The sequence below is a fragment of the Pedobacter sp. Leaf170 genome, assembly GCF_920984665.1.
In the GTDB taxonomy this organism is placed as follows: Bacteria; Bacteroidota; Bacteroidia; order Sphingobacteriales; family Sphingobacteriaceae; genus Pedobacter.
On sequence record NZ_CAKLBP010000002.1, the window covers coordinates 385357 to 409915 of the forward strand.

Annotated in this window: 20 protein-coding genes; all 20 read left to right on the forward strand. The window is 37.0% G+C overall.

The features are described from left to right. Positions 1–165: 165 nt before the first annotated feature. The 20 genes from LUA90_RS06710 (at position 166) to LUA90_RS06805 (ending at position 24559) form a co-directional block, all read left to right on the forward strand. Entirely contained in the window at positions 166–2670 is a 2505-nt protein-coding gene (locus tag LUA90_RS06710; RefSeq protein WP_231458811.1) for a YfhO family protein, read from the forward strand. A gap of 336 nt (positions 2671–3006) precedes the next feature. Further along, positions 3007–3858 carry a UDP-2,3-diacylglucosamine diphosphatase gene (locus LUA90_RS06715; protein ID WP_231458812.1) on the forward strand — a complete coding sequence of 284 codons (852 nt, stop codon included), beginning with the start codon at positions 3007–3009 and terminating at the stop codon, positions 3856–3858. Positions 3859–3882: 24 nt separating this feature from the next. Then, positions 3883–4872: a glycosyltransferase family protein gene (locus LUA90_RS06720; RefSeq protein ID WP_231458813.1), complete on the forward strand. Its 990-nt coding sequence runs from the start codon at positions 3883–3885 to the stop codon at positions 4870–4872. A gap of 199 nt (positions 4873–5071) precedes the next feature. Beyond that, the gene (locus LUA90_RS06725; RefSeq protein WP_231490657.1) at positions 5072–5986 is read left to right on the forward strand and encodes a DUF6427 family protein; all 915 of its coding nucleotides are present in this window, start codon (positions 5072–5074) and stop codon (positions 5984–5986) included. Between the two features lie 123 nt (positions 5987–6109). Continuing rightward, positions 6110–6844, forward strand: coding sequence for a type III pantothenate kinase (locus tag LUA90_RS06730; RefSeq protein WP_231458815.1), 735 nt, complete (start codon positions 6110–6112; stop codon positions 6842–6844). Position 6845: 1 nt separating this feature from the next. Continuing rightward, on the forward strand, positions 6846–8138 hold the full coding sequence (locus tag LUA90_RS06735) for a hypothetical protein (protein WP_231458816.1): 1293 nt from the start codon (positions 6846–6848) through the stop codon (positions 8136–8138). Then, positions 8138–8713: a hypothetical protein gene (locus LUA90_RS06740; RefSeq protein WP_231490658.1), complete on the forward strand. Its 576-nt coding sequence runs from the start codon at positions 8138–8140 to the stop codon at positions 8711–8713. Before LUA90_RS06735 ends, LUA90_RS06740 begins: the two co-directional genes overlap by 1 nt. A gap of 131 nt (positions 8714–8844) precedes the next feature. Further along, the gene (locus LUA90_RS06745; protein WP_231458818.1) at positions 8845–10929 is read left to right on the forward strand and encodes a SurA N-terminal domain-containing protein; all 2085 of its coding nucleotides are present in this window, start codon (positions 8845–8847) and stop codon (positions 10927–10929) included. Positions 10930–10994: 65 nt separating this feature from the next. After that, on the forward strand, positions 10995–11510 hold the full coding sequence (locus LUA90_RS06750; protein ID WP_231458819.1) for a DUF2480 family protein: 516 nt from the start codon (positions 10995–10997) through the stop codon (positions 11508–11510). 139 nt (positions 11511–11649) lie between these two features. Continuing rightward, positions 11650–12420 (forward strand): DUF3108 domain-containing protein, encoded by a 771-nt coding sequence (locus LUA90_RS06755; RefSeq protein WP_231458820.1) that lies wholly within the window; start codon positions 11650–11652, stop codon positions 12418–12420. A 2-nt stretch (positions 12421–12422) separates the two neighbouring features. Further along, complete coding sequence (locus LUA90_RS06760; protein WP_231458821.1) at positions 12423–12986, forward strand: DUF3109 family protein; 564 nt, start codon at positions 12423–12425, stop codon at positions 12984–12986. A gap of 258 nt (positions 12987–13244) precedes the next feature. Then, positions 13245–14297: a dTDP-glucose 4,6-dehydratase gene (rfbB, locus tag LUA90_RS06765; RefSeq protein WP_231458822.1), complete on the forward strand. Its 1053-nt coding sequence runs from the start codon at positions 13245–13247 to the stop codon at positions 14295–14297. After that, the gene (gene rfbC, locus LUA90_RS06770; protein WP_231458823.1) at positions 14297–14839 is read left to right on the forward strand and encodes a dTDP-4-dehydrorhamnose 3,5-epimerase; all 543 of its coding nucleotides are present in this window, start codon (positions 14297–14299) and stop codon (positions 14837–14839) included. Before rfbB ends, rfbC begins: the two co-directional genes overlap by 1 nt. A gap of 1 nt (position 14840) precedes the next feature. Further along, the gene (gene rfbD, locus LUA90_RS06775) at positions 14841–15704 is read left to right on the forward strand and encodes a dTDP-4-dehydrorhamnose reductase (protein ID WP_231458824.1); all 864 of its coding nucleotides are present in this window, start codon (positions 14841–14843) and stop codon (positions 15702–15704) included. Positions 15705–15718: 14 nt separating this feature from the next. Further along, a complete protein-coding gene (gene rfbA / locus LUA90_RS06780) occupies positions 15719–16579 on the forward strand; it encodes a glucose-1-phosphate thymidylyltransferase RfbA (RefSeq protein WP_231458825.1) in 861 nt (286 codons plus the stop codon). Between the two features lie 606 nt (positions 16580–17185). After that, positions 17186–18457 (forward strand): nucleotide sugar dehydrogenase, encoded by a 1272-nt coding sequence (locus LUA90_RS06785; protein WP_231458826.1) that lies wholly within the window; start codon positions 17186–17188, stop codon positions 18455–18457. 98 nt (positions 18458–18555) lie between these two features. After that, positions 18556–19707 carry a GDP-mannose 4,6-dehydratase gene (gene gmd / locus LUA90_RS06790; RefSeq protein ID WP_231490659.1) on the forward strand — a complete coding sequence of 384 codons (1152 nt, stop codon included), beginning with the start codon at positions 18556–18558 and terminating at the stop codon, positions 19705–19707. Between the two features lie 36 nt (positions 19708–19743). Next, the gene (locus LUA90_RS06795; protein WP_231490660.1) at positions 19744–22281 is read left to right on the forward strand and encodes an SLBB domain-containing protein; all 2538 of its coding nucleotides are present in this window, start codon (positions 19744–19746) and stop codon (positions 22279–22281) included. A gap of 126 nt (positions 22282–22407) precedes the next feature. Then, entirely contained in the window at positions 22408–23532 is a 1125-nt protein-coding gene (locus LUA90_RS06800; protein WP_231458829.1) for a Wzz/FepE/Etk N-terminal domain-containing protein, read from the forward strand. A 4-nt stretch (positions 23533–23536) separates the two neighbouring features. Continuing rightward, on the forward strand, positions 23537–24559 hold the full coding sequence (locus tag LUA90_RS06805) for a polysaccharide biosynthesis protein (protein WP_231458830.1): 1023 nt from the start codon (positions 23537–23539) through the stop codon (positions 24557–24559).

Genomic DNA, 24559 nt, shown 5'->3' on the forward strand with positions numbered 1-24559 from the left:
AGGTTGCTTTATAGAAATTTATTGCTGATTGCTGTGCTTATTTGGATGAAATTAACCGCAATATTTCACATCGAAATTATTAATTATCAGTACGGTTAATTTATTCCTTTAATATACGGGGCAAATTTTTATTTTTGACGTTCGTTTAAACTTAAACAAACCTTAATGAATAACTGGTTTAAAAACAATGGCACCCATATAGCCATTATTGCAATTTTTGTAGTCATTTGTTTTGCTTATTTCAGTCCTGTTTTACAGGGGAAAGCACCCATGCAAGGCGATGTTTTGCAGGCAAAGGCTATGCAAAAAGAAATTATGGATGTTAAAGCCCAAACAGGTAAAGGCCCGTTGTGGACTAACCAGATGTTTGGTGGAATGCCAGCTTATCAAATCTGGGTTCAGTATCCATTAAATATCACTACCTATGGTATCGATTTTATAAAAGGCGTATTTCCTGATCCGGTGGGCACTGTATTGCTTTATCTTTTAGGCGCATATCTTTTGTTTTGTGTGTTAAAGGTAAATCCATGGCTTGCAGCGGCAGGTGCCGTAGCCTTTGCGTTTACATCATATAACTTTATCATAATTGCTGCTGGGCATAGTAATAAAGCTTTAGCAATCGGATTTTTTGCACCGATTCTTGCTTCAATTATCTTAACGCTAAGAGGCAGATATTTGCTCGGCGGAAGCTTGTTGGCTTTATTTATGGCTTTAGAAATTCGTTCTAACCATATTCAAATGACCTACTATTTGTTTATTGCCATCTTCATTTTAGGATGCATTGAACTTTATCATGCAGTAAAAGCAAAACAATTACCGGTATTTGGTAAAACGGTGGCTTATATCTTCGGCGGTATTTTTCTTGCTATTTTAGTTAATGCAGGTACACTTTGGACAACCTATGAATATGGAAAAGAAACCATTCGTGGTAAATCTAACTTAACAATGGATAAATCCGAGCCTGCAACCGGTTTAGACAAAGCCTATGCCTACCAATGGAGCCAGGGTGTTGGCGAAAGTTTCACTTTCTTAGTGCCAAATTTATACGGTGGTTCGAGTGGAGGTGCTTTAGATCCAAAAGGCGAATTCGTTAAAATTTTGCAAGATGGAACAGTTGCAAATGCTATTGGTCCCTTATATGGTGAAAAAACCGGAGAAGCCATCAATGCAATTGCACAAAACGCTGGCTCGCAATATTGGGGTGATAAACCTGGTACTTCTGGCCCTTATTATTTTGGTGCTATTATTTGTTTCTTATTTGTATTCGGATTATTTATTGTAAAACACCGTTGGAAATGGTGGATTTTAGGCACGAGCATTTTACTATTATTACTTTCATTTGGTTCAAATTTCCCTTTAGTTTCAGATATTTTCTTTAACTACCTGCCAGGATATAATAAATTTAGAGCTGTTGAATCAATATTAGCGGTTGTTGGTTTATTAGTTCCGCTACTTGCGGTTTTGGCAATTAAAGAAGCTCAAGATGGTGTTTACGACCAAAAATACCTAATTAAAAGATTAACCTGGTCGGCGGCGATAACCGGTGGTTTTGCATTAATTATCTTAATTATGCCGACTGTATTTTTCAGTTTCAAAAATGCAAGCCAGGTTGAGCTTACCACTTGGCTTAATCAAATTACGCAAAACAATGCGGCAATTGTGTCAAAAATTACAGATGCGGTTGTTGCAGACCGAGTATCTCTAGCTAGAGCTGATGCTTTCCGTTCCTTGTTATTTATCCTGATTGGATTTGGTTTAATCTGGGCATTTATCACCAAAAAACTGAATATGCAACTTGCATTTGGTTTATTAGCATTGGCTATTCTTATCGATTTATGGCAGGTAGATCGCAGATATTTGAGCAATCAGAATTTCGTAAACAAATCTGATTTAGCCGATCATTACAAACCTAGAGATGTAGATAATTTTATCGCTGCTGATAAAGACCCAAACTTTAGAGTATTCGATTTAACTTTAGGCGATCCATTCAAAAGTGCAGAAACTTCATATTTCCACAAAACAGTTGGTGGTTTCCACTCGGCAAGGTTAAAACGTTTTCAGGAATTGGTTGACCATCAATTAACAAAAAGCATCAATCAAGATGTGCTGGACATGTTAAATACAAGATACATCATCACACAAGACCAACAAAATGGTTCATACAAAATGCAACGTAATCCAACGGCTTGCGGAAATGCATGGTTTGTAGAAAGCGTTCAGTATGTTAAAAATGCAGACGAGGAAATGAAAGCCATTAACAGTTTTGATGCTAAAAAAGAAGCAATTGTTGATGAAAGCTTTAAAAGCATGTTAAACAGCAAAATTTTAGGAACCGGGCAAGAAGGTTTTATTAAATTAACCACTTACACTCCTGATCATTTAACTTATGAGTACTCATCAGCGAAAGATGTAGTGGCTGTTTTCTCAGAAATTTACTACAATAAAGGTTGGAAAATGTATATTGATGGTGTAGAGAAGCCTTATTTCAGGGCTGATTATATCTTACGTGCGGCTCAATTACAAGCGGGTAACCACAAACTAGAATTTATTTTCCACCCAACTTCGTATTATGTTGGCGAGAATATTTCGTTAGCCGGTTCGATACTTTTAATTGCTGGTTTAGGCTTTGGTTTCTATTCAGAGAATAAAAAGAAAAAAGCTAAAGCATAATAGAGGTCTTTAATCAAACTTAACAATAATTAAACCCATAGGCATTTGCCTATGGGTTTTTTTGTGGCATTAAATTTTAACAAAAATTAAGAGAGGCGTAATAAAATTTAACAGTTACGTAACATTTGATTGATAGACAGTGTCTTATCTTTGTTTCAAATCGGATGTTATGCTTGAATTCTTTTTTGCGATATGCCTGTTAATTATCGTTATTTACTTTTTTAGTCCTTTTGAGGTTAAACTCGATGAGGAAGAAGAGTGGTAACATCTTTTTCAAAAATGTGAACTGCTTAAATAAAGCGGTAGTAAAATTCCTCCCCCAAAAATTTCTTGATAATGGATAAAAGAAACGTAGATATCGTTGTGATATCTGATGTGCATCTTGGTACTTATGGATGCCATGCCAAAGAACTTTTGAAATACCTTAAAAGTATCAAACCCAAAAAAGTAATTCTGAATGGAGATATCATCGATATTTGGCAGTTCAGCAAAAGTTATTGGCCGGAATCACACATGAAAGTTATCCGAAAGTTAATGAAGTTCGTTTCCGAAGGAGTAGAAGTTCATTACTTAACAGGAAACCATGATGAAATGCTCAGGAAATTTGACGGAATGGAAATGGGGAGTTTCCATTTAAGCAACAAACTGGTTATGGAATTAGATGGTAAAAAAGCCTGGTTTTTTCATGGTGATGTTTTTGATGTAACCATGCAGCATTCTAAATGGCTTGCCAAAATGGGCGCTATTGGTTATGATACGCTAATTTTGATTAACAGCTTTGTAAACTGGTTTCTTAATCTTTTAGGAAGGGAGAAAATGAGTTTTTCTAAGAAAATAAAGGCGAAATTTAAGGATGCGGTAAAGTTTATCAATAGTTTTGAACAGGTTGCCGCCGAGCTTGCTATTGAAAAAGGTTATAACTATGTGGTTTGCGGACATATACATCAACCCGAAAAGAGAGAAATTTTAAGTGAAAATGGTTCGGTTACCTATTTGAATAGTGGCGATTGGGTAGAAAGCTTAACGGCTTTGGAGTATAAGGATAAAGCCTGGGAAATATTTAAATACGACCATAAAGATTTTACTAAGGATGAAATGGATGACGGAATTTTATCTGATGCGGAAGATTTAAAAAGTAAACTCGACATTAATTTACTGTTGAAAAATATTAAGTATGAAATTGCCTGATAATTTAAGATATTCGGGCAATCAATGAAGATATTATACGCAATTCAAGGCACAGGGAACGGCCACATCAGCCGGGCAAGGGAAATAATTCCTTTGTTGCAAAAACATGGTGAGGTAGATATTTTGGTTAGTGGAACGCAGGCCGATGTTAAATTAAGCCAGCCCGTAAAATACCAGCTGCATGGTTTTAGCTTTATTTTCGGTAAAAAAGGTGGCGTTCATCATTTTAAAACCTGGTTAAGCATGAATCTTTTCCGTTTCAGAAAAGACATGAAGCAGCTTCCTTTAAAAGATTACAATTTAATTGTTAATGATTTTGAGCCAGTAAGTGCCTGGGCTTGTAAACTTCAGGGTATTGATTGCGTTTCGTTAAGCCATCAGGCTGCGTTTAAATCAAAGAAAGTGCCCAGACCAAGAACTATCGATTGGGGTAAGGTAATTCTCAGCCACTATGCGCCAACAAAATACCATATTGGTTTTCATTTTGATAGATATGATAGTTTTATTTACACACCTGTTATCCGCACGGAAATAAGAGCGTTGGAAATTACCAATTTAGGTCACTATACCGTTTACCTTCCAGCTATTGATGATAAATATCTGGTGAAAGTTTTAAGCAAAATCCCTGATATTAAGTGGCAGGTTTTTTCTAAACACAACAAAGAAGCTTATCAGTATGAAAATGTTTTTGTAGAGCCTGTTAACAACGAAAAGTTTAATAAGAGTTTGGCAAGCTGCGAAGGTCTTTTTACTGGTGGTGGCTTTGAAGGGCCATCTGAAGCGTTATATTTAGGCAAAAAATTATTGGTAGCGCCAATGCGTTTTCAATTTGAACAGCAATGTAATGCCTTTGCGCTTAAAAAATTTGGTTTACCGGTTATTTGGGGCAGTACCAGAAACTGGCTCCCGATAATTAAAGAATGGGTAGAAAACCCTCAGCAGCATCAGTTCAATTTCCCTGATGAAACAGCGCAAATCATTGATGATATGGTTAAGAAGTACGCTAGAATTTAGCCTTTGCTTAGCAACTCTTTTTTCGCAACTTCTATCCTTGCTCTTTAGGTTGCGTTTCTGCATCCTTGCTTCTTAATCTTTACTTTTTGCGCTTTGCGGTTTTTATCTTTACTTTGCCCTCTGTATAAATGGCATGATTAATCAGTTTAGAAAATTAAACCCTGTTAACCTTATTTTATTACTCGCATACACTTTTTTTATGCGGATAATTCTTTTTTATCAGGTGCCTGAACAGCTTCATTTCGATTTTTTAGAGCCATTTGCTCATTTTTTAATCGATTATGATTCGTCGAATATGTTCTCGCCTGTGGCTAACATATTTTTCGCCGCAATTCTGGTATTTATCCAGGCACTTTTATTCAACAGGATAATTAATAACCAGAATTTACTTACTAAGCAAAGTTTTTTACCCGGTTTAATGTATGTAACAGGCGCAAGCTTATTTATGCCATTTATGGTTTTAAGTCCGGCGTTGATTTGTAATTTCCTGCTCATCTGGATAATAGATAGGTTTTTGAAGCTGAATAAAAGCGCAAATTCTGTAACTGCAGTTTTTGATATTGGCATGATAATCGGATTGGGGACATTAATTTATTTCCCTTTTATTTCGATGTTGCTGATGATTTTTCTCTCCTTATTACTCTTCAGAGCATTTAACTGGCGAGATTGGATAGCGGGAATTGTTGGCTTTTTAACTGTATTTTTCTTTCTGGCTGTGTTGTATTACTGGAGAGATAATCTAACATCTTTCTATCAGATTTGGAAACCATTGGTAAACCGTTTTCCATCAGTTTTTAAAATTAATTATAACGATTATCTGGTGCTTATTCCTGTTTTTGTTATTATTGTTTTGGCCTCTTTACAGCTCCGCGAAAACTTCTTTCGGAGTTTTATAAGCACCAGAAAGGGCTTTCAGATGTTGTTTTTTATGTTTCTGATTGCTGGAGCCAGCTTTTACTTAAAGCCAGGTTTTCGGGTTTCTCACTTTTTACTATGCGTACCTCCGGGTGCGGTGCTTTTGGCTTATTACTTCAGCAATGCCAAAAAGAGGTGGTTCTACGAAACCTTGTTTTTGTTGTTTGTGCTTTCTGTTCAATACTTTCTGTTTGTTTAACCTTTTTTAACAAAATGATACCTCGAAACTTGTTAAAGATTAATAGCTTTGTGGCTGATTGAAGAGTTTTGGACTTTTTGATATTAGTTTTTTAATATTGAAAATAGATTCCGCTAAAGTTAAATGCACAATTTAAGTATCGATATTGGCAATTCTGCTACTAAAATTGCCGTTTTTTCAGGCAAAGATATTGTTCATTATCAACGGTTTGAGCAAGTAGCAACGAGCGATCTGTTGCACTTAATCAATCAGTTTAATATTCAGAAATCGATAATAAGTTCGGTTGATGAAGAGATTAAAAGCTTAGAAGATTTTTTAAAGAATCATACAGAATATGTTCGTTTTTCAGCTTTGCTGAGTAATGGCGTATTAAATAAATATAAAACACCCGAAACCCTAGGTTTGGATAGATGGGCAGCAATTTTAGGCGCCAATGCTATTTTTAAAGGGCAGGCATTTTTAGTTATAGATGCCGGAACATGTATCACTTATGATTTATTGAATCAAAATCAGGAGTATTTTGGGGGCAGTATTAGTCCGGGGATAAACATGAGATTCAACGCTGTTCATCATTTTACAGGCCGGTTGCCCTTAGTAAAGTGGGATGATAAAGAAGCCATCCCGGCAGGAACGGACACACAGTCTGCTATTAAAAACGGCATTTTGCAAGGCGTTTTAAATGAAATTGAAGGGTTTATTTCCCTAAATAAGATACAAGAAAGTGCCTTAAAGGTAATAATAACAGGGGGAGATGCGGATTTTTTGGTTAACCAATTACAAAACAGCATCTTTGCGCCTCTAATAATTAAAGATTCCTATTTGGTATTAAAAGGATTAAATGAAGCTATTGCAGATTAAAATGTACAGAAGAATAAATTATATTGCAGCCATACTCGTTTTTGTTTGTGGTTTAGGTGTTCAGGCACAGGTAACTACATCATCACCCTACTCAAGATTTGGATTTGGTAACGTAAAAGGTTCATTATTGCCTCAATTACGTGCTATGGGCGGCATATCTACTGCAGTAGGTAAGGTTAATGGCTTCAACTATATCAATATGCAGAATCCTGCATCGTATTCGGGTATTACCCTAACTACAATAGATTTAGGCATGAGCGCCGGATTAAATTCACTTTCCAGAAATAATTTAAACGAAACCAGCTTCAACGCAACTTTTGGTCACCTGGCTTTTGCTGCACCAATAAACAGGCGCTCGGCTATTAGTTTTGGTGTAATGCCTTATACCGATTTAGGTTACAGCTATAAAAATTCGGTTAAGATAGATACCATGAGTGTAGATCAGCTTTATGAAGGTGAAGGTGGTTTATCGAAGGCATATTTTGGTTACGGATACAGATTCGGAGACCATTTGAGCATTGGTGCTAACGTAGAATATATCTTTGGTAACTTAATTTCGACCCGAGCAACTGAATTTGCAGAAGTTGGAGCCTTAAACTCTAAACTTCAAAATAAAAACAGTGTTGGTGGTTTAAACTATTCTTACGGTATTCAGTACAATTTCAATGTTGCGCCAAAAACACTTGTAACCTTGGGTTATTCCGGTAGCAGCTCTGGTAAAATTAATTCTAGCCAATCTTACTTCGCTACTATTTACCAAAGAGACCAAACCGGTAATGAGGGTACAGCTATTGATACATTGAGCTCGGTTGTAAGTGCTAAATCAAACTTAAAACTTCCGTTATCTCATAATTTCGGTGTATCTATTCAACAAACAGATAAATGGTTAATTGGTGCCGATTTTAGAATGAGCAAATGGGCTAATGTAACGCTTAATAATGTAAACCAAGGTTTGCAGGATAGCTACGGTGCATCTTTGGGTGGCCAATTTACACCGGATATTACATCTTACAATAACTATTTTAAACGTGTTGACTATCGTTTAGGTGTTAGTTATGATAAAACCTACATCAAAATCGGTAATCAGGATATTAAGCAGATGGGCGCTTCCATCGGTTTTGGTTTCCCTTTACCATCGGCAAATGTGGGCTCAACCTTCTACAAAATTAACTTCACTACAGAAGTTGGTCAGCGTGGAACTTTAACCAACAGCTTGGTTAGAGAGCGTTTCATCAACTTCCATTTAGGTTTTACGCTTAACGATACCTGGTTCCGTAAGTATAGAGTAGATTAATGAATGGCAAAACTTTTTTATATGGTTTAATGCTTGGGTTGCCTTTATTTCTGGTTTCCTGTGGAGATGATGACTTAAAAAAGGCTAATGCTGTCGGAGATAAGAAGATAACCTTAAACCGGGACAGAACGCTTGGTGTAGAAATTATTTACAGTGATTCGGCTCGTGTAAAGGCGAAAGGTAACGCTCCGATAATGGATAAAGTTACCCCATCTAACGGTGGCGAATACCAGGAAATGATTAAAGGGGTTAAGATAGATTTCTTTAACGTACAAACCGGTAAAATAGACGGAACGCTCATTAGCGATTATGCTATTCGCCGTTCTCAGGAACAAAAAACCATTTTCAGGAAGAACGTAATTGTGAAGAATATTAAAGGCGATACTTTCTCCTCAGAAGAATTGATTTGGGATGAAGCGCAAAAGATATTCTATTCCAAACAAAAGGTAACCGTTAAAACCATCGATGGGAACATTCTGGACGGGGTTGATTTTCAGGCACCGCAAGATTTTAGCACCTATACCTTTAATTCTGCAACAGGTCAGGCCGTTTTAAAAGATGCCATAGCACCTTAAAAGCGCTATTTTTGCAACGCTTATTTGCTTAAAAATTAAACACTTGATAAATAAAATTTAGTATTTTCTTTTTTAAGGCAAATTTGTATCTTGCGCCCTCTTAAAAAAAACTAAATAATTTAAAGTACAATATGGGATTAATGACATTTTTGCGTAACCGTGCCGGATACATTCTTGTATTCATGATTGGTTTTGCAATTGTTGCATTTTTAGTAGGTGATGCAATTAACGTGGGTAAGCCTTTTTGGGCAGCCAACCAAAAAACTGTTGGTTCGGTTGATGGAAAAGACATCAGTATTGATGATTTCGGACCAAAGGTAGAGCAAAGTGTAAATCAGTTAAAACAACAATATGGTGGCGGTTCTAACGCTCAAATGCAATCAATGGCAGTTGATCAGGTGTGGAATGCAGAGTTAGCCAACGTGTTATTAACTAAAGAATACGATCGTTTAGGTTTAACGGTATCAGAAGATGAATTATTAGATTTATTAGTTGGTCAAAATCCAAGTCCGCTAATTAAACAATACTTCACAAACCCTCAAACCGGTCAGTTAGATAGAATGTCTTTAAACAGCTTTCTGAAATCTAAAGAGCCACAAGCACAAAGTCAGTCGCTTTTGTTGCAAACAGAAATTAAAAACCAGGCTTTACAACAGAAATATTCAAACTTAGTACGTAATTCAGTTTATGTTACTTCATTAGAAGCAACTGATGAATATACCAACCGTAACAAGCTGGCTAATTTCAAATATGTAAATCTTGATTATACCTCTATTCCTGATGCTTCAGTTAAATTAACGGATGCAGATTACTCGGAATATTATGACGCGAACAAAGCACGTTTCAATAATGCTCAGGAATTACGTTCATTTGAATATGTTACCTTCAGCATTAAACCTACAAAGGCAGATTCTGCTGCGGTAAAAGCTCAGGTAGATAAAATTGCTGCCGATTTCAGAACAGCTAAAAATGATTCGCTTTATGCGGCGATTAACTCTGATGTTAAAGTTCCTTTTACTTACTTAACTAAAGGTAAATTAGATCCTGCAGTAGATTCTGCTGTATTTTCTTTGCCTGCCGGAAGTTATTACGGACCAGCCCTATCAGGTAATTCTTATAAAGTAATCAAAGTTGTTGCTACTCGTTTCTCTCCTGATTCGGTTAAAGCAAGTCATATTTTGATAGACCCAGCTAAGGTAGGTGGTGAAGATAAGGCAGTTAAACTTGCCGATTCATTAAAAAGCTTAATTGCCGGGGGTAAAAGTTTATCAGACCTTGCAAAAATCTACAGTGTAGATGGTTCTAAAGATAAAGGTGGCGATTTGGGTACTTTCGCTCGTGGTACAATGGTTCCTGAATTTGAGAATGCTGCTTTTGATGGTAAGACGGGTGATTTAAAAGTTGTGAAATCTCAGTTTGGTGTTCACTTAATCAAAATTGAAAAACAAATTGGTTCGTCTAAAGTTGCGAAATTAGCTTACATCGAGAAATCATTAGCAGCAAGTAGCAAAACGCAGGCCGCAGCTTATAAGGCGGCTAGCAACTTCTTAGCTAATGTTAAAGGCAATGATTTTGCAAAGCTTGCAGCGAAAGATAAATTGAAAACAGCTGTTGCAGATAAAATTACGGCTACTCAGGGCTTTGCTCCGGGATTAGATAATCCACGTAAATTAATTCAGGATGCATACGCGGCAGATAAAGGTGATGTTTTACCTGAAATTTACACCATGGGTGATGCTTATGTTGTTGCTCGTTTAACAGATGTTAAACCTAAAGGTGTTTTATCTTTAGATGCAGTTAAAAAAGAAATTCAACCAATGGTGTTAAGTGCGGCTAAAGGCAAATTGCTTGCTGCTAAGCTTGAAGGTGCTGGTAAAGGAAACTTAAATCAAATTGCATCAAAAGTTGGTCGCCAGGTGATGCCAGTTCAAAACATTGTTTTCGCAAACCCAATTATTCCAGGTGTGGCTCAGGAAAATAAATTGGTGGGTTCTGTTTTCGGTTCTCAACCGGGTAAGGTTTCTGCACCGGTTCAGGGTGAGCGTGGTGTGTATGTTTTCACTGTTGATGGATTTACAAATCCTGCTCCAATTGCAAATATGTTTAAACAAAAAGAAAGCATGTTAATGACCTTAGGTCAACGTTCATTAGGTTCGGCTTTCCAGGCTTTGCAAGATAATGCGAAGATAAAAGACAATCGCGTGAAATTCTATTAATTAGAAATTCCGTAAATTTGAACCGTTCTGATGTTAAGTCAGAACGGTTTTTTTATTTGTTAGCCATGGAAATTCAAGAGAACATCATCAATAAGGTAGCGAACAGCGGTTTAATCACTTTAAACCTGGAAGATTATTATCATCCGGGCGAGCGAGTTGTGTATGATATAAAAGATAACCTTTTTCATGGATTGATGTTGAGGGAGAAGGACTTCAGGGAATTTATAAAAGCACACGATTGGTCTCAATATCAAGGTAAAAATGTTTCAGTTATCTGTTCTACAGATGCCATCGTGCCTACCTGGGCTTATATGCTTTTGGCTAATAAATTAAAGCCATTCGCAAATGAGGTGGTTTTTGGAAACCTGGAAACGCTAGAGGCAATACTATTCTCCAAGGCAATTGCTAAAATTAATCCCGAAAATTTTGCAAATGAACGTGTAGTGGTAAAAGGTTGCGGAGACATTGATATTCCGGTTGCCGCTTATGTAGAAATTACAAATTTACTTACACCCGTTGTTAAAAGTATAATGTTTGGGGAGCCTTGTTCAACTGTTCCGGTGTATAAAAGAAAAGATTAAACCCGTTTCTGAATGTTGTTTTGGTGTTGCTGAATTTATTAGATGTGCTCAATAAAAACTTGGATTGTTTTTTGCATATTGTAACAGGACTGCAAATAAAGCGTTATTATACGGTCGGACACAAACAACACACACACAAATGAAAAGGTTATTCACAATATTATTCACCTTTGCCACCTGGTATGCATCCGCTCAGGAACTTCCGCTCAAGAAGGAGCCTGTTTTCCAAGATGGAGAGGTATTAAGTTACAAGCTTCGCTATGGATTTATAACGGCTGCAGAAGCAACGATTAAGGTGCAAAATTCAGATTTAAAGTTTGATAACAAACCAACCTATAAATTAACAGTAGATGCACAAACCTCGGGCACTTTTGATGTTTTTTATAAAATAAGAGACCATTACGATTCTTATATTGATAAAAATGAATTGACTCCTTATTTCTATCAGGAAAATATCCGAGAAGCGAGTTATAAAAGACAAGACAAAGCCCGGTTTAATCAGGTTGGTAAAAAAGTGGTTTCGAACAGGGGAACTTTCAGTACGCCAACTACACAAACCTTCGATTTGGTATCGGCTTACTATTTTGCAAGAAGTCTGGACATCTCTAAAATAAAAACAGGCGATAAGTTTAAATTGAATTATTTTCTTGGTGATGAAATTTCGGCTTTGGAAGTTGAATATATTGGCAAAGAAACCGTTCAGAGTAAATTGGGTAAAATCAGGTGTTTAAAATTTAGTCCGTCTATAAAACCTGGCCGGATTTTTAAAAAAGATAGCCGTTTGTACCTTTGGGTAACGGATGATGGAAACCGTGTACCGGTAAAGGCACAGGTTGAAATTTTAGTAGGTGCGGTAACGATGGAGTTAAAATCGGCTTCAGGCTTAAAATATGCTTTAGCAAAAGATTAATCATGATAGAGGTAGAACAAGTGCTGGTGCACGAAGATGTTTTAAAAGAGAACTTTGTTTGCAATCTGAGTAAGTGCAAAGGAATTTGCTGTGTGGAAGGGGATTCGGGAGCACCATTAGATAATGATGAAACTGCAATTTTAGACGAGATTTATCCAAAAATAAAACACCTGCTGAATGAGAAAGGTATCAAAGCCATCGAAGAACAGGGGACTTATGTGGTGGATGAAGATGGCGACCTAACCACGCCTTGTGTGGATAAAAATAAAGAATGCGCTTATGTACTTTTTGAAAATGGCATAACCAAATGCGCCATTGAAAAGGCTTATGAGCAAGGCCTGGTAGCATGGCAGAAGCCAATTTCCTGCCACCTTTACCCAATCCGAATAACTAAATACCCAGAATTTGATGTATTAAATTACGACAGGTGGCACATTTGCCATGATGCCTGTACTTTCGGTAAGGAATTGAAGGTGCCGGTTTACAGTTTTCTTAAAGGACCGCTTATCCGTAAATATGGTGAGCAATGGTATAAAGAGCTGGAAGAATCGGTTGCTGCAATGTAGCATAAATCAGGAATTTCAATTTAGTACTATTACAGTACTTTATCTATGCTTTATCCCTACTTGAGCTACGCTGTATCTACGGATAGAATAGAGTGTCTTAAATAGTTTAATAATTTGTACCTCGTAACGAAGAGGTATGCTGAATTGTGTTTTACTGAGATTAAGTATTATAAAGCTTTACTAATACATAATTAATTGTATATGTGTAATATCTATCTTATTTTAGCAGATTGAAATTCATATATCTCTGATAACAACGTGAAAAAAATTCTAATTACCGGTGGTGCCGGCTTTATCGGTTCTCATGTAGTGCGCCGTTTCGTAAATAACTATCCTCAGTATGAAATTGTAAATTTAGACAAATTAACCTATGCAGGTAATCTGGCTAATTTAACTGATATTGAAAATAAACCAAATTATAGGTTTGTAAAGGAAGATATCGCAGATGCTTCGGCAATGAACGAGTTGTTCAAAACAGAAAATTTCGATGCGGTTATCCATTTAGCTGCAGAAAGCCACGTAGATAGATCGATTGCTGATCCAACCGCATTCGTCATCACCAATGTAATCGGTACGGTAAACTTATTAAATGCCGCCCGCGAATATTGGAAAGGCGATTACGATAAAAAAAGATTTTATCACGTAAGTACAGATGAAGTTTATGGCGCATTAGGCGAAGAAGGTATGTTTACGGAAACCACCGCTTACGATCCGCATAGCCCGTATTCTGCATCAAAAGCAAGTTCAGATCATTTTGTACGTGCATACCATGATACTTATGGTATGGACTGTGTAATTTCGAATTGCTCTAACAATTATGGTTCTCACCATTTCCCGGAGAAATTAATTCCATTAGCCATAAATAACATTAAAAATAACAAACCTGTTCCTGTTTATGGTAAAGGTGAAAATGTTCGCGACTGGCTTTGGGTTGAAGACCATGCCCGTGCAATCGATGTAATTTTCCATAATTCTAAAACCGGTGATACTTATAATATCGGCGGACATAATGAATGGAAAAATATCGACTTAATTAATCTTTTATGTACCATCATGGATGAAAAATTAGGTCGTGAAAAAGGTGAATCTGCTAAATTAATTACTTATGTAACCGATAGAGCAGGTCATGATTTAAGGTATGCCATCGATTCTTCTAAATTGCAAAAACAATTAGACTGGGTACCTAGTTTACAATTCGAAGAAGGTTTAGCTAAAACGGTTGATTGGTATTTACAAAATGAAGATTGGTTAAACAATGTTACTTCAGGCAATTATCAATCTTATTACGAACAACAATACAGCAATAAATAATGGAGATTCAAGAAACAGGATTAAAAGACTGCTTTATTATTAAGCCAAGGGTTATTGAAGATTCAAGAGGTTATTTTTTCGAGGGATTTAATAAAAACACCTTCGAAGAAAAAACAGGTATGAATGGACAGTTTGTTCAGGATAACCAATCTTTTTCTACTTATGGCGTTATCAGAGGATTGCATGCACAGGCAGGTGAATTTGCACAGGCAAAACTGGTTCGTGTGCTAAAAGGCGAAGTTTTAGATGTCGCTGTGGATATCCGTCCGGGTTCTCCAACTTTTGGTAAACACATTTCGGTAAAACTAAGTGCCGAAAACAGGTTGCAATTATATGTACCAAGAGGTTTTTTACACGGTTTTTCCGTCTTAAGTGAAACCGCTGAATTTTTTTACAAGTGCGATAACTTCTATGAAAAATCAGCTGAAATCGGCATCATGTATAACGATCAGGATTTAGGTATAGACTGGATGATTCCTGAAGATAAGGCATCTATTTCAGATAAAGACTTAATATTAAATGCTTTTTCTTCCTTAAAATAATATGGGTAAAATATTAGTAATCGGCGCAGGCGGTCAGTTAGGGCAATGCCTTAAAACTGTGGCAGAGCGTAGAGGTATAAGTGATATCGTATTTCCGGTAGAGCAGGAAGCCAATATCCTGAACGAAGAACTTTTAAAAACACTATTGGAAAGAGAAAAACCAGCTTTTGTTATCAATTGCGCCGCATATACTGCGGTAGATAAAGCAGAAGATGAAACCGAATTAGCTAAAGCAGTAAACGAAACAGGTGCTGCTAATTTAGCAAGGGCCTGCAAAGTTGTGGATGCTGCTTTAGTGCACATCTCTACAGATTTTGTTTTTGAGGGAACTGAGGTGAAACTTCTGAAAGAAGAAGACGAAGCTAAACCTATCAATGTATATGGTGTAACCAAACTTGACGGTGAAAAAGCTGTAGTATCTATTTTAGATAAACATTTCATTCTTCGCACCAGCTGGTTATATTCAGAATATGCCAATAACTTCGTAAAAACGATGTTAAAATTGGGTGCAGAAAGAGATGAATTGGGTATAATTGCTGATCAGGTAGGCACACCAACTTATGCCATCGACTTGGCCAATACAATTTTTGATATCATTGATTCGGGTTCGGAGCGTTATGGTTTATATCATTACAGTAATGAAGGCGTAACTTCGTGGTTTGATTTTGCTAAAGCTATCTTTGACATCAGTAATACCCAGGTTAAAGCCAATCCCATTCCGGGTTCAGCTTATCCAACAAAAGCTACCCGACCGGCTTTTTCAGTTATGGATAAATCTAAAATTAAATCAACATTTAATATAGAAATCCCTTACTGGAGAGATAGCCTGGTGGAGTGTATCTCAAAAATTAAGAATACTCAATAACCAATTTTCAAAAAATGAAAGGTATAATCTTAGCTGGTGGCAGCGGAACACGTTTACATCCTTTAACGCTTGCATGCAGTAAGCAAATGATGCCGGTTTACGATAAGCCGATGATTTATTATCCGCTATCTACTTTAATGCTTGCCGGTATTAAAGAAATTTTAATTATTTCTACGCCTCACGATTTGCCAAATTTCGAGAAATTATTGGGTGATGGTGCTGCTCTTGGCTGTAAATTCAGTTATGCAGTACAGGCAGAACCGAATGGTTTGGCGCAGGCCTTCGTTATTGGAGAAGAATTTATTGGTAAAGATAAAGTTGCTTTAGTTTTAGGCGATAATATTTTCCATGGTGATGGAATGGCTAAATTATTGCAAGCCAGTTCAAATCCAGAGGGCGGTGTGGTATTTGCTTACCAGGTTTCCGATCCGGAACGTTATGGTGTAGTAGAATTTGATGAAAATAAAAAGGCCATCTCTATTGAAGAGAAGCCTGAAAATCCGAAATCAGACTACGCTGTGCCAGGCTTATATTTCTATGATAATGAAGTGGTAGAAATTGCTAAAAAGATCAAACCCTCACCAAGAGGTGAATATGAAATTACTGATGTTAACAAAGTTTACCTGGAAAGAGGTACTTTGAAGGTTGGTGTTTTATCAAGAGGAACAGCCTGGTTAGATACCGGTACTTTTACTTCATTAATGCAGGCAGGTCAGTTCGTTCAGATTATCGAAGAACGTCAGGGCTTAAAAATCGGATGTATTGAAGAAATTGCCTATCGCATGGGTTTTATTGATGGAGAACAATTGAAAGCAATAGCTACGCCATTGGTTAAAAGTGGTTATGGCGCTTATTTGCTGAAGCAGATTAAATAAAGAATAAAAAACATATAAATGAGCCACAATATTTACCTAACCTTAAATATGTGGCTTTTTTTATGGGATAAGTTTTGGGTTGTTTGCTTGCCGCAAGGCTCTTTCTTTTTTCTTGATATAAAAAGAAACAAACCTGAGCGCAGCGAAAGCATGCCTACCAAAAAAACAACAACAAAAAAGATATAACATCAAGGCTTGCAACTGGTATTGGCTATGCGCATCGAAACTTATATTACGGCAGCACAAGCCCGATGAAAAATCGGGGGGATGTGCTGTCTGGCTATTGGTTACTTAGAGTTTGTTCAAAAGTTTCAATGGCCTATGCAACTATCATTTGCTATGCCAGGCGCCAGGGCATAGAAGTAGAGGTGCATTATAAAAATGGCTAAGCATTAGTATTGCCAGGGTTGTACAAATTTTACCAGCCTATGCTACTTCAATTAGGATGTTAGTTTGTTGTGCTTTTAAGTGGGTATTTTAAATCCAACTTTTATATCCTTAGATTGGTATCTGAAGAAACGTAACAATTTTATTTAGAAGGGCTAATCAATCAAATAAAACTGGATAGATGATTTTAATTACCTTTATCCGCAATACATCAGTTAAATGGATAAGACTAAAAAAATTGCCATCATTGGATTAGGTTATGTTGGATTGCCTTTGGCCCTTGAGTTTGCCAAAAAATATGAGGTGATAGGCTTTGATATTAATGAAGAGCGTGTTAAAGAGTTAGAGGAAGGGAATGATCATACAAAAGAAGCCGATTTAGCTGAACTGAAAAAAGCCATTAGTGAACACGGAATAAAATTTAGCAGCAGCCTCCCTGACATTAGCAATAGCAACATCTATATTGTTACCGTACCTACGCCCATCGACCACCTGAAACAACCAGATTTAACACCGCTATTATCTGCCTCCAGGATGTTAGGTGTTGTTTTAAAAAAGGATGATATTGTCGTTTATGAATCTACAGTTTACCCTGGGTGTACTGAAGAAGATTGTGTGCCGGTTTTAGAAAAAATCTCCGGTTTAAAGTATAATGTAGATTTTTTTTGCGGTTATTCGCCCGAACGCATAAATCCTGGCGATAAAATAAATACCCTTACCAAAATTAAAAAAGTTACTTCTGGTTCCACTCCGGAGGTTGCAGTTGAAATTGATGCGCTCTATTCCAGCATCATTACGGCAGGTACACACCTTGCACCAAGTATAAAGGTTGCAGAAGCTTCCAAAGCTATTGAAAACGCCCAGCGTGATGTTAACATTTCATTTGTAAATGAGTTGGCTTTGATATTCGATAAGATGGCTATCGATACCAGCGATGTTTTAGCTGCGGCATCCACTAAATGGAATTTTTTGAATTATAAACCCGGTTTAGTTGGTGGTCATTGCATCGGCGTAGATCCTTATTATCTTGCACATAAATCTGAGTCTTTAGGTTACAAACCCGAAGTTATATTATCCGGAAGACGGGTAAACGATAATATGGGCACTTTCGTAGCAAACAAGGTGATTAAGATGATGGTGGCAAAAGATAAAGTTATCAAAAATGCTAAAGTGCTGATTTTAGGTTTTGCTTTTAAGGAGAATTGTCCCGATATCAGAAATACCCGTGTTGTAGATATTTACAAAGAGCTAAGATCATTTTCTGTGGATGTTGAGGTTTATGACCCATGGGCAGATAAAGCAACAGTTTTAAAAGAACACCAGATACAGCTACTAGAGGATTTACAAAGTACCGATTATGATGCTTTGATTTTAGCTGTAGCCCATCAACAATTCTTAACCATAGATTATAAGGCTCTGAAAGCCAATAGTTGTGTAATCTTCGATACTAAATCATTTATTGATAGAGATTTTGTAGATGCAAGGTTGTAGGCATTTCCTCTTCTTTTGAAATTGATTCGCTGACTTGTATTTTTTTACACAAAATTTATTACGTATGTTTGCGGGCTTAATGTCTATGAATTAATTTTATGAAAGTTGCTCTTATTACCGGTGTTACCGGACAAGATGGTGCATATTTAGCCGAATTTTTGTTAAAAAAGGGTTACTTTGTTCATGGTATTAAAAGAAGAAGTTCTCTTTTTAATACGGACAGGATAGATCACCTCTATCAGGATCAGCATGAAAACAATGTTCATTTCAAACTCCATTACGGTGATTTAACCGATTCTACCAACTTAATCCGCATCATTCAGGAAACACAGCCAGACGAGATCTATAACCTGGGGGCGATGAGTCATGTTATGGTCTCGTTCGATTCGCCAGAATACGTAGCGAATGTTGATGGCATTGGAACACTACGAATTTTAGAAGCGGTACGTATTTTAGGCCTTGAGCAGAAAACTAGGATTTATCAGGCCTCTACTTCCGAATTATATGGCGGGATGCCAGAGAATAAAAATGATAGGGGTTTTTATGATGAAAACTCTGCCTTTTATCCCCGTTCACCTTATGGTGTTGCAAAGATTTATGGTTTCTGGATAACTAAAAATTATCGCGAAGCTTATGGAATGTTTGCTTGTAATGGTATTTTATTTAACCATGAAAGTCCACTACGTGGCGAAACCTTTGTAACCCGTAAAATAACAAGAGCAACGGCTAAAATCGCTTTAGGTTTGCAAAACTGTCTTTACCTGGGTAATTTATCTGCACAAAGAGATTGGGGCCATGCAAAAGATTATATCGAAGCCATGTGGCTGATTTTGCAACAAGATAAGCCTGAAGATTTTGTTATTGCAACCGGTGTAACCACTACGGTTCGTGATTTTGTTCGAATGAGCTTTGCGGAGCTTGGTATCGAAATTGAATTTTCGGGCAAGGATGAAAATGAAAAAGGTGTAATTATTTATGTTGAGGAAGAAAGGGCAATAGCCTTAGGTTTAAATCTTGATAACTTAAAACCAGGTCAAACCATAATTAGAGTAGATCCTAAATATTTCCGACCTACCGAAGTTGATTTGTTATTAGGAGATCCTACTAAATCAAAGACTCAATTAGGTTGGAAACCAAAATATGATTTACCTGGCTTGGTTAGGGATATGGTGATTGCCGATTTGCATTTAATGAAAAAAGATGAATATCTTAAATCGGGTGGTTTTAAAACCTTAAATTATTTTGAATAACAAGTGAAGCTGAAAAAGCTTGACAATACTATATTTATGAAACAAAAATTAGTTCTATTATTATCCTTGTTCATCTTTACATTATTCACCAATACGGTGGTTTTAGCACAAAGCAATTTTGCCAACCAAAAAGTTGATGAATTATCTGATGCACAAATCAAACAATTGATGCAAAGAGCAGAATCGTTAGGCTATAGTGATGCCCAACTTGAACAAATGGCGGCAGCTCAGGGCATGAAAGCTGAAGAAATTGCAAAACTGCGTACTAGAGTCGAAAAAATCAGGCAAGGTGGAACGGCTGCTTCGTCTGTTAAATCTTCAAATACAGGTAATAGTAGTGGTTCAGCAGTAAGAACCGATCGACAGTATGTTGGCGGAGGCGATAGCACCTCTATCACACAGCCCACTAAACAAGAGTTAATTGATAAAGCCTTTGATGATTTAAAACCTAAGATATTTGGTTCAGAATTATTTAAAAATACCAATATCACTTTTGAGCCAAATTTAAGAATGGCAACACCAGCAGGCTATGTTATTGGTCCTGATGATCAATTATTAATCGATATTACAGGTGATAACGAAGCCAACTATGATTTGAAGGTTAGTCCGGATGGTTCGATTAGAATAGAATATGTTGGCTTGGTTAAAGTTGGCGGCTTGAGTATTGAAGAGGCCCGTTCAAAAATCAGATCTTTAATGTCTGGGACGTACCCTGCATTACGTTCGGGCAGAACAAAGCTGGCTATTAATTTGGGCAATATTCGTGGAATTAAAGTGGTATTGAATGGTCAGGTAACCAAACCAGGCACTTATACTTTGAGTTCATTATCCAGCGTGTTTAATGCATTATATGCAGCAGGCGGGCCAAACCAGAATGGCTCTTACCGTAAAATTCAGGTGGTGAGAAGTAATAAAGTGGTAGCAACTGTCGATTTCTATGATTTAATTATCAACGGTATGCAACGTGGCAATATTCGTTTACAGGACCAGGACGTGATTAATGTTCCGGTTTATGAAAACAGGGTAGAGCTAGTGGGTGAAGTTAAAAATCCGGCCATATTCGAAACCCTGAAAGGCGAAAGTTTTCAGGATGTTTTGGATTTTGCGGGTGGCTTTTCGAACATCGCCTATCAATCAGCGGTTAAGGTTTTCCAGAACACTTCAAGAGAAAGAAAAATCACCGATATTTTTGCAGCTGATTTCGGCACATACATTCCTAAAAATGGCGATAAGTTTTTTGTTGAACCTATCTTAGATAGATTTGAAAATAGGGTAGAAATTTCTGGTGCAGTATTCAGGCCTGGATATTTTGAATTGGAAAAAGGCATGACCTTGAAGCAATTGATTCAAAAAGCAGACGGCTTAAAAGAAGATGCTTTTATGAACCGCGGTTACATCAGCCGTTTAAATCCCGATAATACCCTAGGACTGGAGCCTTTTGATGTGGCAGCCATCATGAATGGTACTCAGCCAGATATTCTATTAAAAAGAGAAGATAGGATTACCATTTCTTCGATTTTTGATTTAAGGGATGAATACAAGGTTACGGTGCAAGGTGAAGTGAGGCAGCCTGATCAATTCCGTTACGCAGAAAATATGAGTATTGAAGATGCGATACAAATGGCAGGTGGGTTTAAGGAAGGTGCCTCCCCAAATCGTATTGAAATTTCAAGACGCGTTGGCAATAGTAATGTTCAATCCGTTGCAGCAAGTACAGCTGATGTTTTTACCATCAACATTGATAAAAATTTAAAATTATTGTCTGATACTACCTTTATACTCCAGCCTTTTGATATTGTCTCTGTAAGAAGTGCAGAAGGCTATGTGGTACAAAAACAGGTGAAAATTGAAGGCGAAGTGTTGTTCCCAGGTACTTACACAATAAAAAATAAAAACGAAAGAATTTCTGATTTAATTAGGCGTGCAGGTGGATTGACTGCGATGGCATATACAGATGGCGCTTCTTTGAGAAGACCAGGGGTAGATACAACCACTTTTAAGAATGATAAAGCGGCTGCGAGCAATAACGATGAGGCATTGAAAGAGCGAAAGAAAGAAGAGCAGGCTAGGATTATAAATTTAAAAAGAGTTACTCAATCCGGCGCCGATACAAGCAATTTTAGCAGGCAAGCGCAGATTATTACCTCAGACATGGTCGGGATCGATTTAACCAAGATATTAAAGTATGCTGGAAAAAGAAATGATCTGCTACTTGAAGACGGGGATGTTATTAAAATTCCTAAACAATTGCAAACAGTCAGGGTGAGTGGAGAAGTGCTAAATCCCAATAACATTGTTTTTAGAAAAGGAAAAGGTTTCAAAGGATATGTGAATGGAGCCGGTGGATTTACTGCTAATGCTTTAAAGGCCAGAGCTTACGTAAAATACGCAAATGGTTCCGTCGAAGGTGCCAGAAGTTTCTTGTTTTTTAATAACTATCCTAAGGTGAGGCCGGGCGCTGAGATTTTGGTCCCTAAGCGTGCTGAACGAGAACGATTGACCCCAGCTGCCTGGATTGGAATCGGGACGGGTCTGGCTTCTTTAGGGGCAATTATTGTGAGTCTGTTAAGATAACTTACCTTTCTAATATTTAATTTTAAGTAATTTACTTCACTTAGTGACGTTTGTGGTGGGTTTAACGAGATTAAAGCTTTTGAGCATGAAGGTAAATACAAGCAATCCTTGAGGCGCTAATGATAAATGGCAACGAAAAAAGACACAATGACAACTGAAAGTCAACAATCTAAAAGTATAGAAAACGATGAAATTTCTTTAAAAGAGTTAATCATCAAAGGGCAGCTATGGTGGCGTTATTTGCTTTCTAAATGGATAATTATTATAACATCTATTTTAATTGGCAGTGCCATAGGGTTTTTCTACGCAACTTCTGAAACACCAAAGTATACTGCTACTACTACATTTGTGCTGGAGGATGAAAAAGGAGGTGGAGGCTTAGGAAATTTAGCCGGTTTAGCATCCATGGCTGGTGTAGATTTAGGGGGTTCTGGTGGAGGAATTTTTCAAGGAGAGAACATTTTGAGCTTATATAAATCGAGAGCGATGCTCGAGAAGACATTGCTCTCTACAGTTCAAATCAACGGAAAAGATCAGTTGTTAATCGATCGTTTTATAGCGTTCAACTCCCTGAGGGAAAAATGGGCTGATAAACCACAGCTTTTAAAGCTGAACTTTCAAGCAGATAGCATGCAAGATGGTTTCCCCAGCCTTAAACCCAACCGTTTACGGGATAGTATATTAGGGGCCATTGTCACAAATTTAAATCGTGAATACTTATTCGTTGCAAAACCAGATAAAAAATTGAGTACTATTCAAGTTGATGTCAGAGCCAAAGATGAAATATTTGCAAAAGCGTTCGACGATCAGCTGGTTAGAAATGTAAACGAATTTTATGTTAATACTAAGACAAAAAAGACATTACAAAACGTACGAATTCTACAGCATAAAACTGATTCGGTAAGAGCTGTTATGAATGGAGCAATATATTCAGCAATTGCAGTGGCAGATGCCACACCTAATTTAAATCCGACAAGACAGATTCAGAGAGCTGCCCCAGCACAAAGGTCGCAGTTTTCTGCAGAGACAAATAAAACTATACTCGCTGAGATGGTCAAAAATTTAGAGTTGACTAAAATGTCTTTGCTAAGAGAAACTCCATTGATACAAGTTATCGATCAGCCTGTTTATCCCCTCAAAATAGTTAGGCTCGGTAAGGTTAAAGGAACAGTTATAGGTGGCGTGCTATTTGGTTTTTTAATAGGCCTCGCATTAACAACAAAATATATATTCAAAAGAATTTTAGAATAAAAATATGTACAAAGATAAAACACTTCTTATTACGGGTGGAACAGGATCATTTGGAAATGCCATGTTAAAGGGATTCCTAAATTCTGACTTAAAAGAAATTAGAATTTTTTCTCGTGATGAGAAAAAGCAGGAAGACATGAGAATCGAATATAAAAATGATAAACTAAACTTTGTTATTGGCGACATTCGGGATTTTAATAGTATTAACAATGCAATGAACGGTGTTGATTTTGTTTTCCACGCTGCTGCATTAAAACAAGTTCCTTCCTGCGAATTTTATCCAATGCAAGCTGTTCAGACAAATATTTTAGGTGCAGAAAATGTACTCGAGGCTGCCGCTAAAAATAAAGTTCAGCGTGTTGTTGTTTTAAGTACAGATAAAGCTGTATATCCAATTAATTCTATGGGTATATCAAAGGCGATGATGGAAAAGATGACAATTGCTAAAGCCCGTGATCTGAGGGTAAAAAATAACAATGCTGTCTTCACCGCCACTCGTTATGGAAATGTGATGTGTTCTCGGGGCTCAATTATTCCATTGTTTATCAAACAAATCAAAGAAGGCAAACCATTAACAATCACAAATCCTGATATGACTCGCTTTATGATGTCATTAGATGATTCTGTAGAATTGGTGATGTTCGCTTTCACCAATGGAAATCCAGGAGACATCTTTGTGCAAAAATCTCCAGGCGCTACGATTCACGTGCTTGCTCAGGCATTAAAAGAATTATTTAATGCAAGCAATGAAATTCAAATTATTGGAGAAAGACATGCAGAAAAGATGTATGAAACACTTTGCTCCAAGGAAGAAATGTCTAAAGCAGAAGATTTAGGTAAATTTTATCGGGTGCCTGCAGATTTTAGAGATTTAAATTATACGAAATACATACAGGAAGATGGCCCTAAGTTAATTAACGACGAATACAACTCTGATAACACCTTAAGGCTGGATGTTGAGGAGTTGAAGAAACTGCTATTGACATTAGATTACGTTAAGGAAGAATTAGCTTCACATCAAAATTAA

What these genes read in the sequence shown, in the direction of transcription:
- LUA90_RS06710 (WP_231458811.1), top strand. Translation starts at nt 166, where the DNA reads ATGAATAACTGGTTTAAAAACAATGGCACCCATATAGCCATTATTGCA.
- LUA90_RS06715 (WP_231458812.1), top strand. Translation starts at nt 3,007, where the DNA reads ATGGATAAAAGAAACGTAGATATCGTTGTGATATCTGATGTGCATCTT.
- LUA90_RS06720 (WP_231458813.1), top strand. Translation starts at nt 3,883, where the DNA reads ATGAAGATATTATACGCAATTCAAGGCACAGGGAACGGCCACATCAGC.
- LUA90_RS06725 (WP_231490657.1), top strand. Translation starts at nt 5,072, where the DNA reads ATGCGGATAATTCTTTTTTATCAGGTGCCTGAACAGCTTCATTTCGAT.
- LUA90_RS06730 (WP_231458815.1), top strand. Translation starts at nt 6,110, where the DNA reads ATGCACAATTTAAGTATCGATATTGGCAATTCTGCTACTAAAATTGCC.
- LUA90_RS06735 (WP_231458816.1), top strand. Translation starts at nt 6,846, where the DNA reads ATGTACAGAAGAATAAATTATATTGCAGCCATACTCGTTTTTGTTTGT.
- LUA90_RS06740 (WP_231490658.1), top strand. Translation starts at nt 8,138, where the DNA reads ATGAATGGCAAAACTTTTTTATATGGTTTAATGCTTGGGTTGCCTTTA.
- LUA90_RS06745 (WP_231458818.1), top strand. Translation starts at nt 8,845, where the DNA reads ATGGGATTAATGACATTTTTGCGTAACCGTGCCGGATACATTCTTGTA.
- LUA90_RS06750 (WP_231458819.1), top strand. Translation starts at nt 10,995, where the DNA reads ATGGAAATTCAAGAGAACATCATCAATAAGGTAGCGAACAGCGGTTTA.
- LUA90_RS06755 (WP_231458820.1), top strand. Translation starts at nt 11,650, where the DNA reads ATGAAAAGGTTATTCACAATATTATTCACCTTTGCCACCTGGTATGCA.
- LUA90_RS06760 (WP_231458821.1), top strand. Translation starts at nt 12,423, where the DNA reads ATGATAGAGGTAGAACAAGTGCTGGTGCACGAAGATGTTTTAAAAGAG.
- rfbC (WP_231458823.1), top strand. Translation starts at nt 14,297, where the DNA reads ATGGAGATTCAAGAAACAGGATTAAAAGACTGCTTTATTATTAAGCCA.
- rfbD (WP_231458824.1), top strand. Translation starts at nt 14,841, where the DNA reads ATGGGTAAAATATTAGTAATCGGCGCAGGCGGTCAGTTAGGGCAATGC.
- rfbA (WP_231458825.1), top strand. Translation starts at nt 15,719, where the DNA reads ATGAAAGGTATAATCTTAGCTGGTGGCAGCGGAACACGTTTACATCCT.
- LUA90_RS06785 (WP_231458826.1), top strand. Translation starts at nt 17,186, where the DNA reads ATGGATAAGACTAAAAAAATTGCCATCATTGGATTAGGTTATGTTGGA.
- gmd (WP_231490659.1), top strand. Translation starts at nt 18,556, where the DNA reads ATGAAAGTTGCTCTTATTACCGGTGTTACCGGACAAGATGGTGCATAT.
- LUA90_RS06795 (WP_231490660.1), top strand. Translation starts at nt 19,744, where the DNA reads ATGAAACAAAAATTAGTTCTATTATTATCCTTGTTCATCTTTACATTA.
- LUA90_RS06800 (WP_231458829.1), top strand. Translation starts at nt 22,408, where the DNA reads ATGGCAACGAAAAAAGACACAATGACAACTGAAAGTCAACAATCTAAA.
- LUA90_RS06805 (WP_231458830.1), top strand. Translation starts at nt 23,537, where the DNA reads ATGTACAAAGATAAAACACTTCTTATTACGGGTGGAACAGGATCATTT.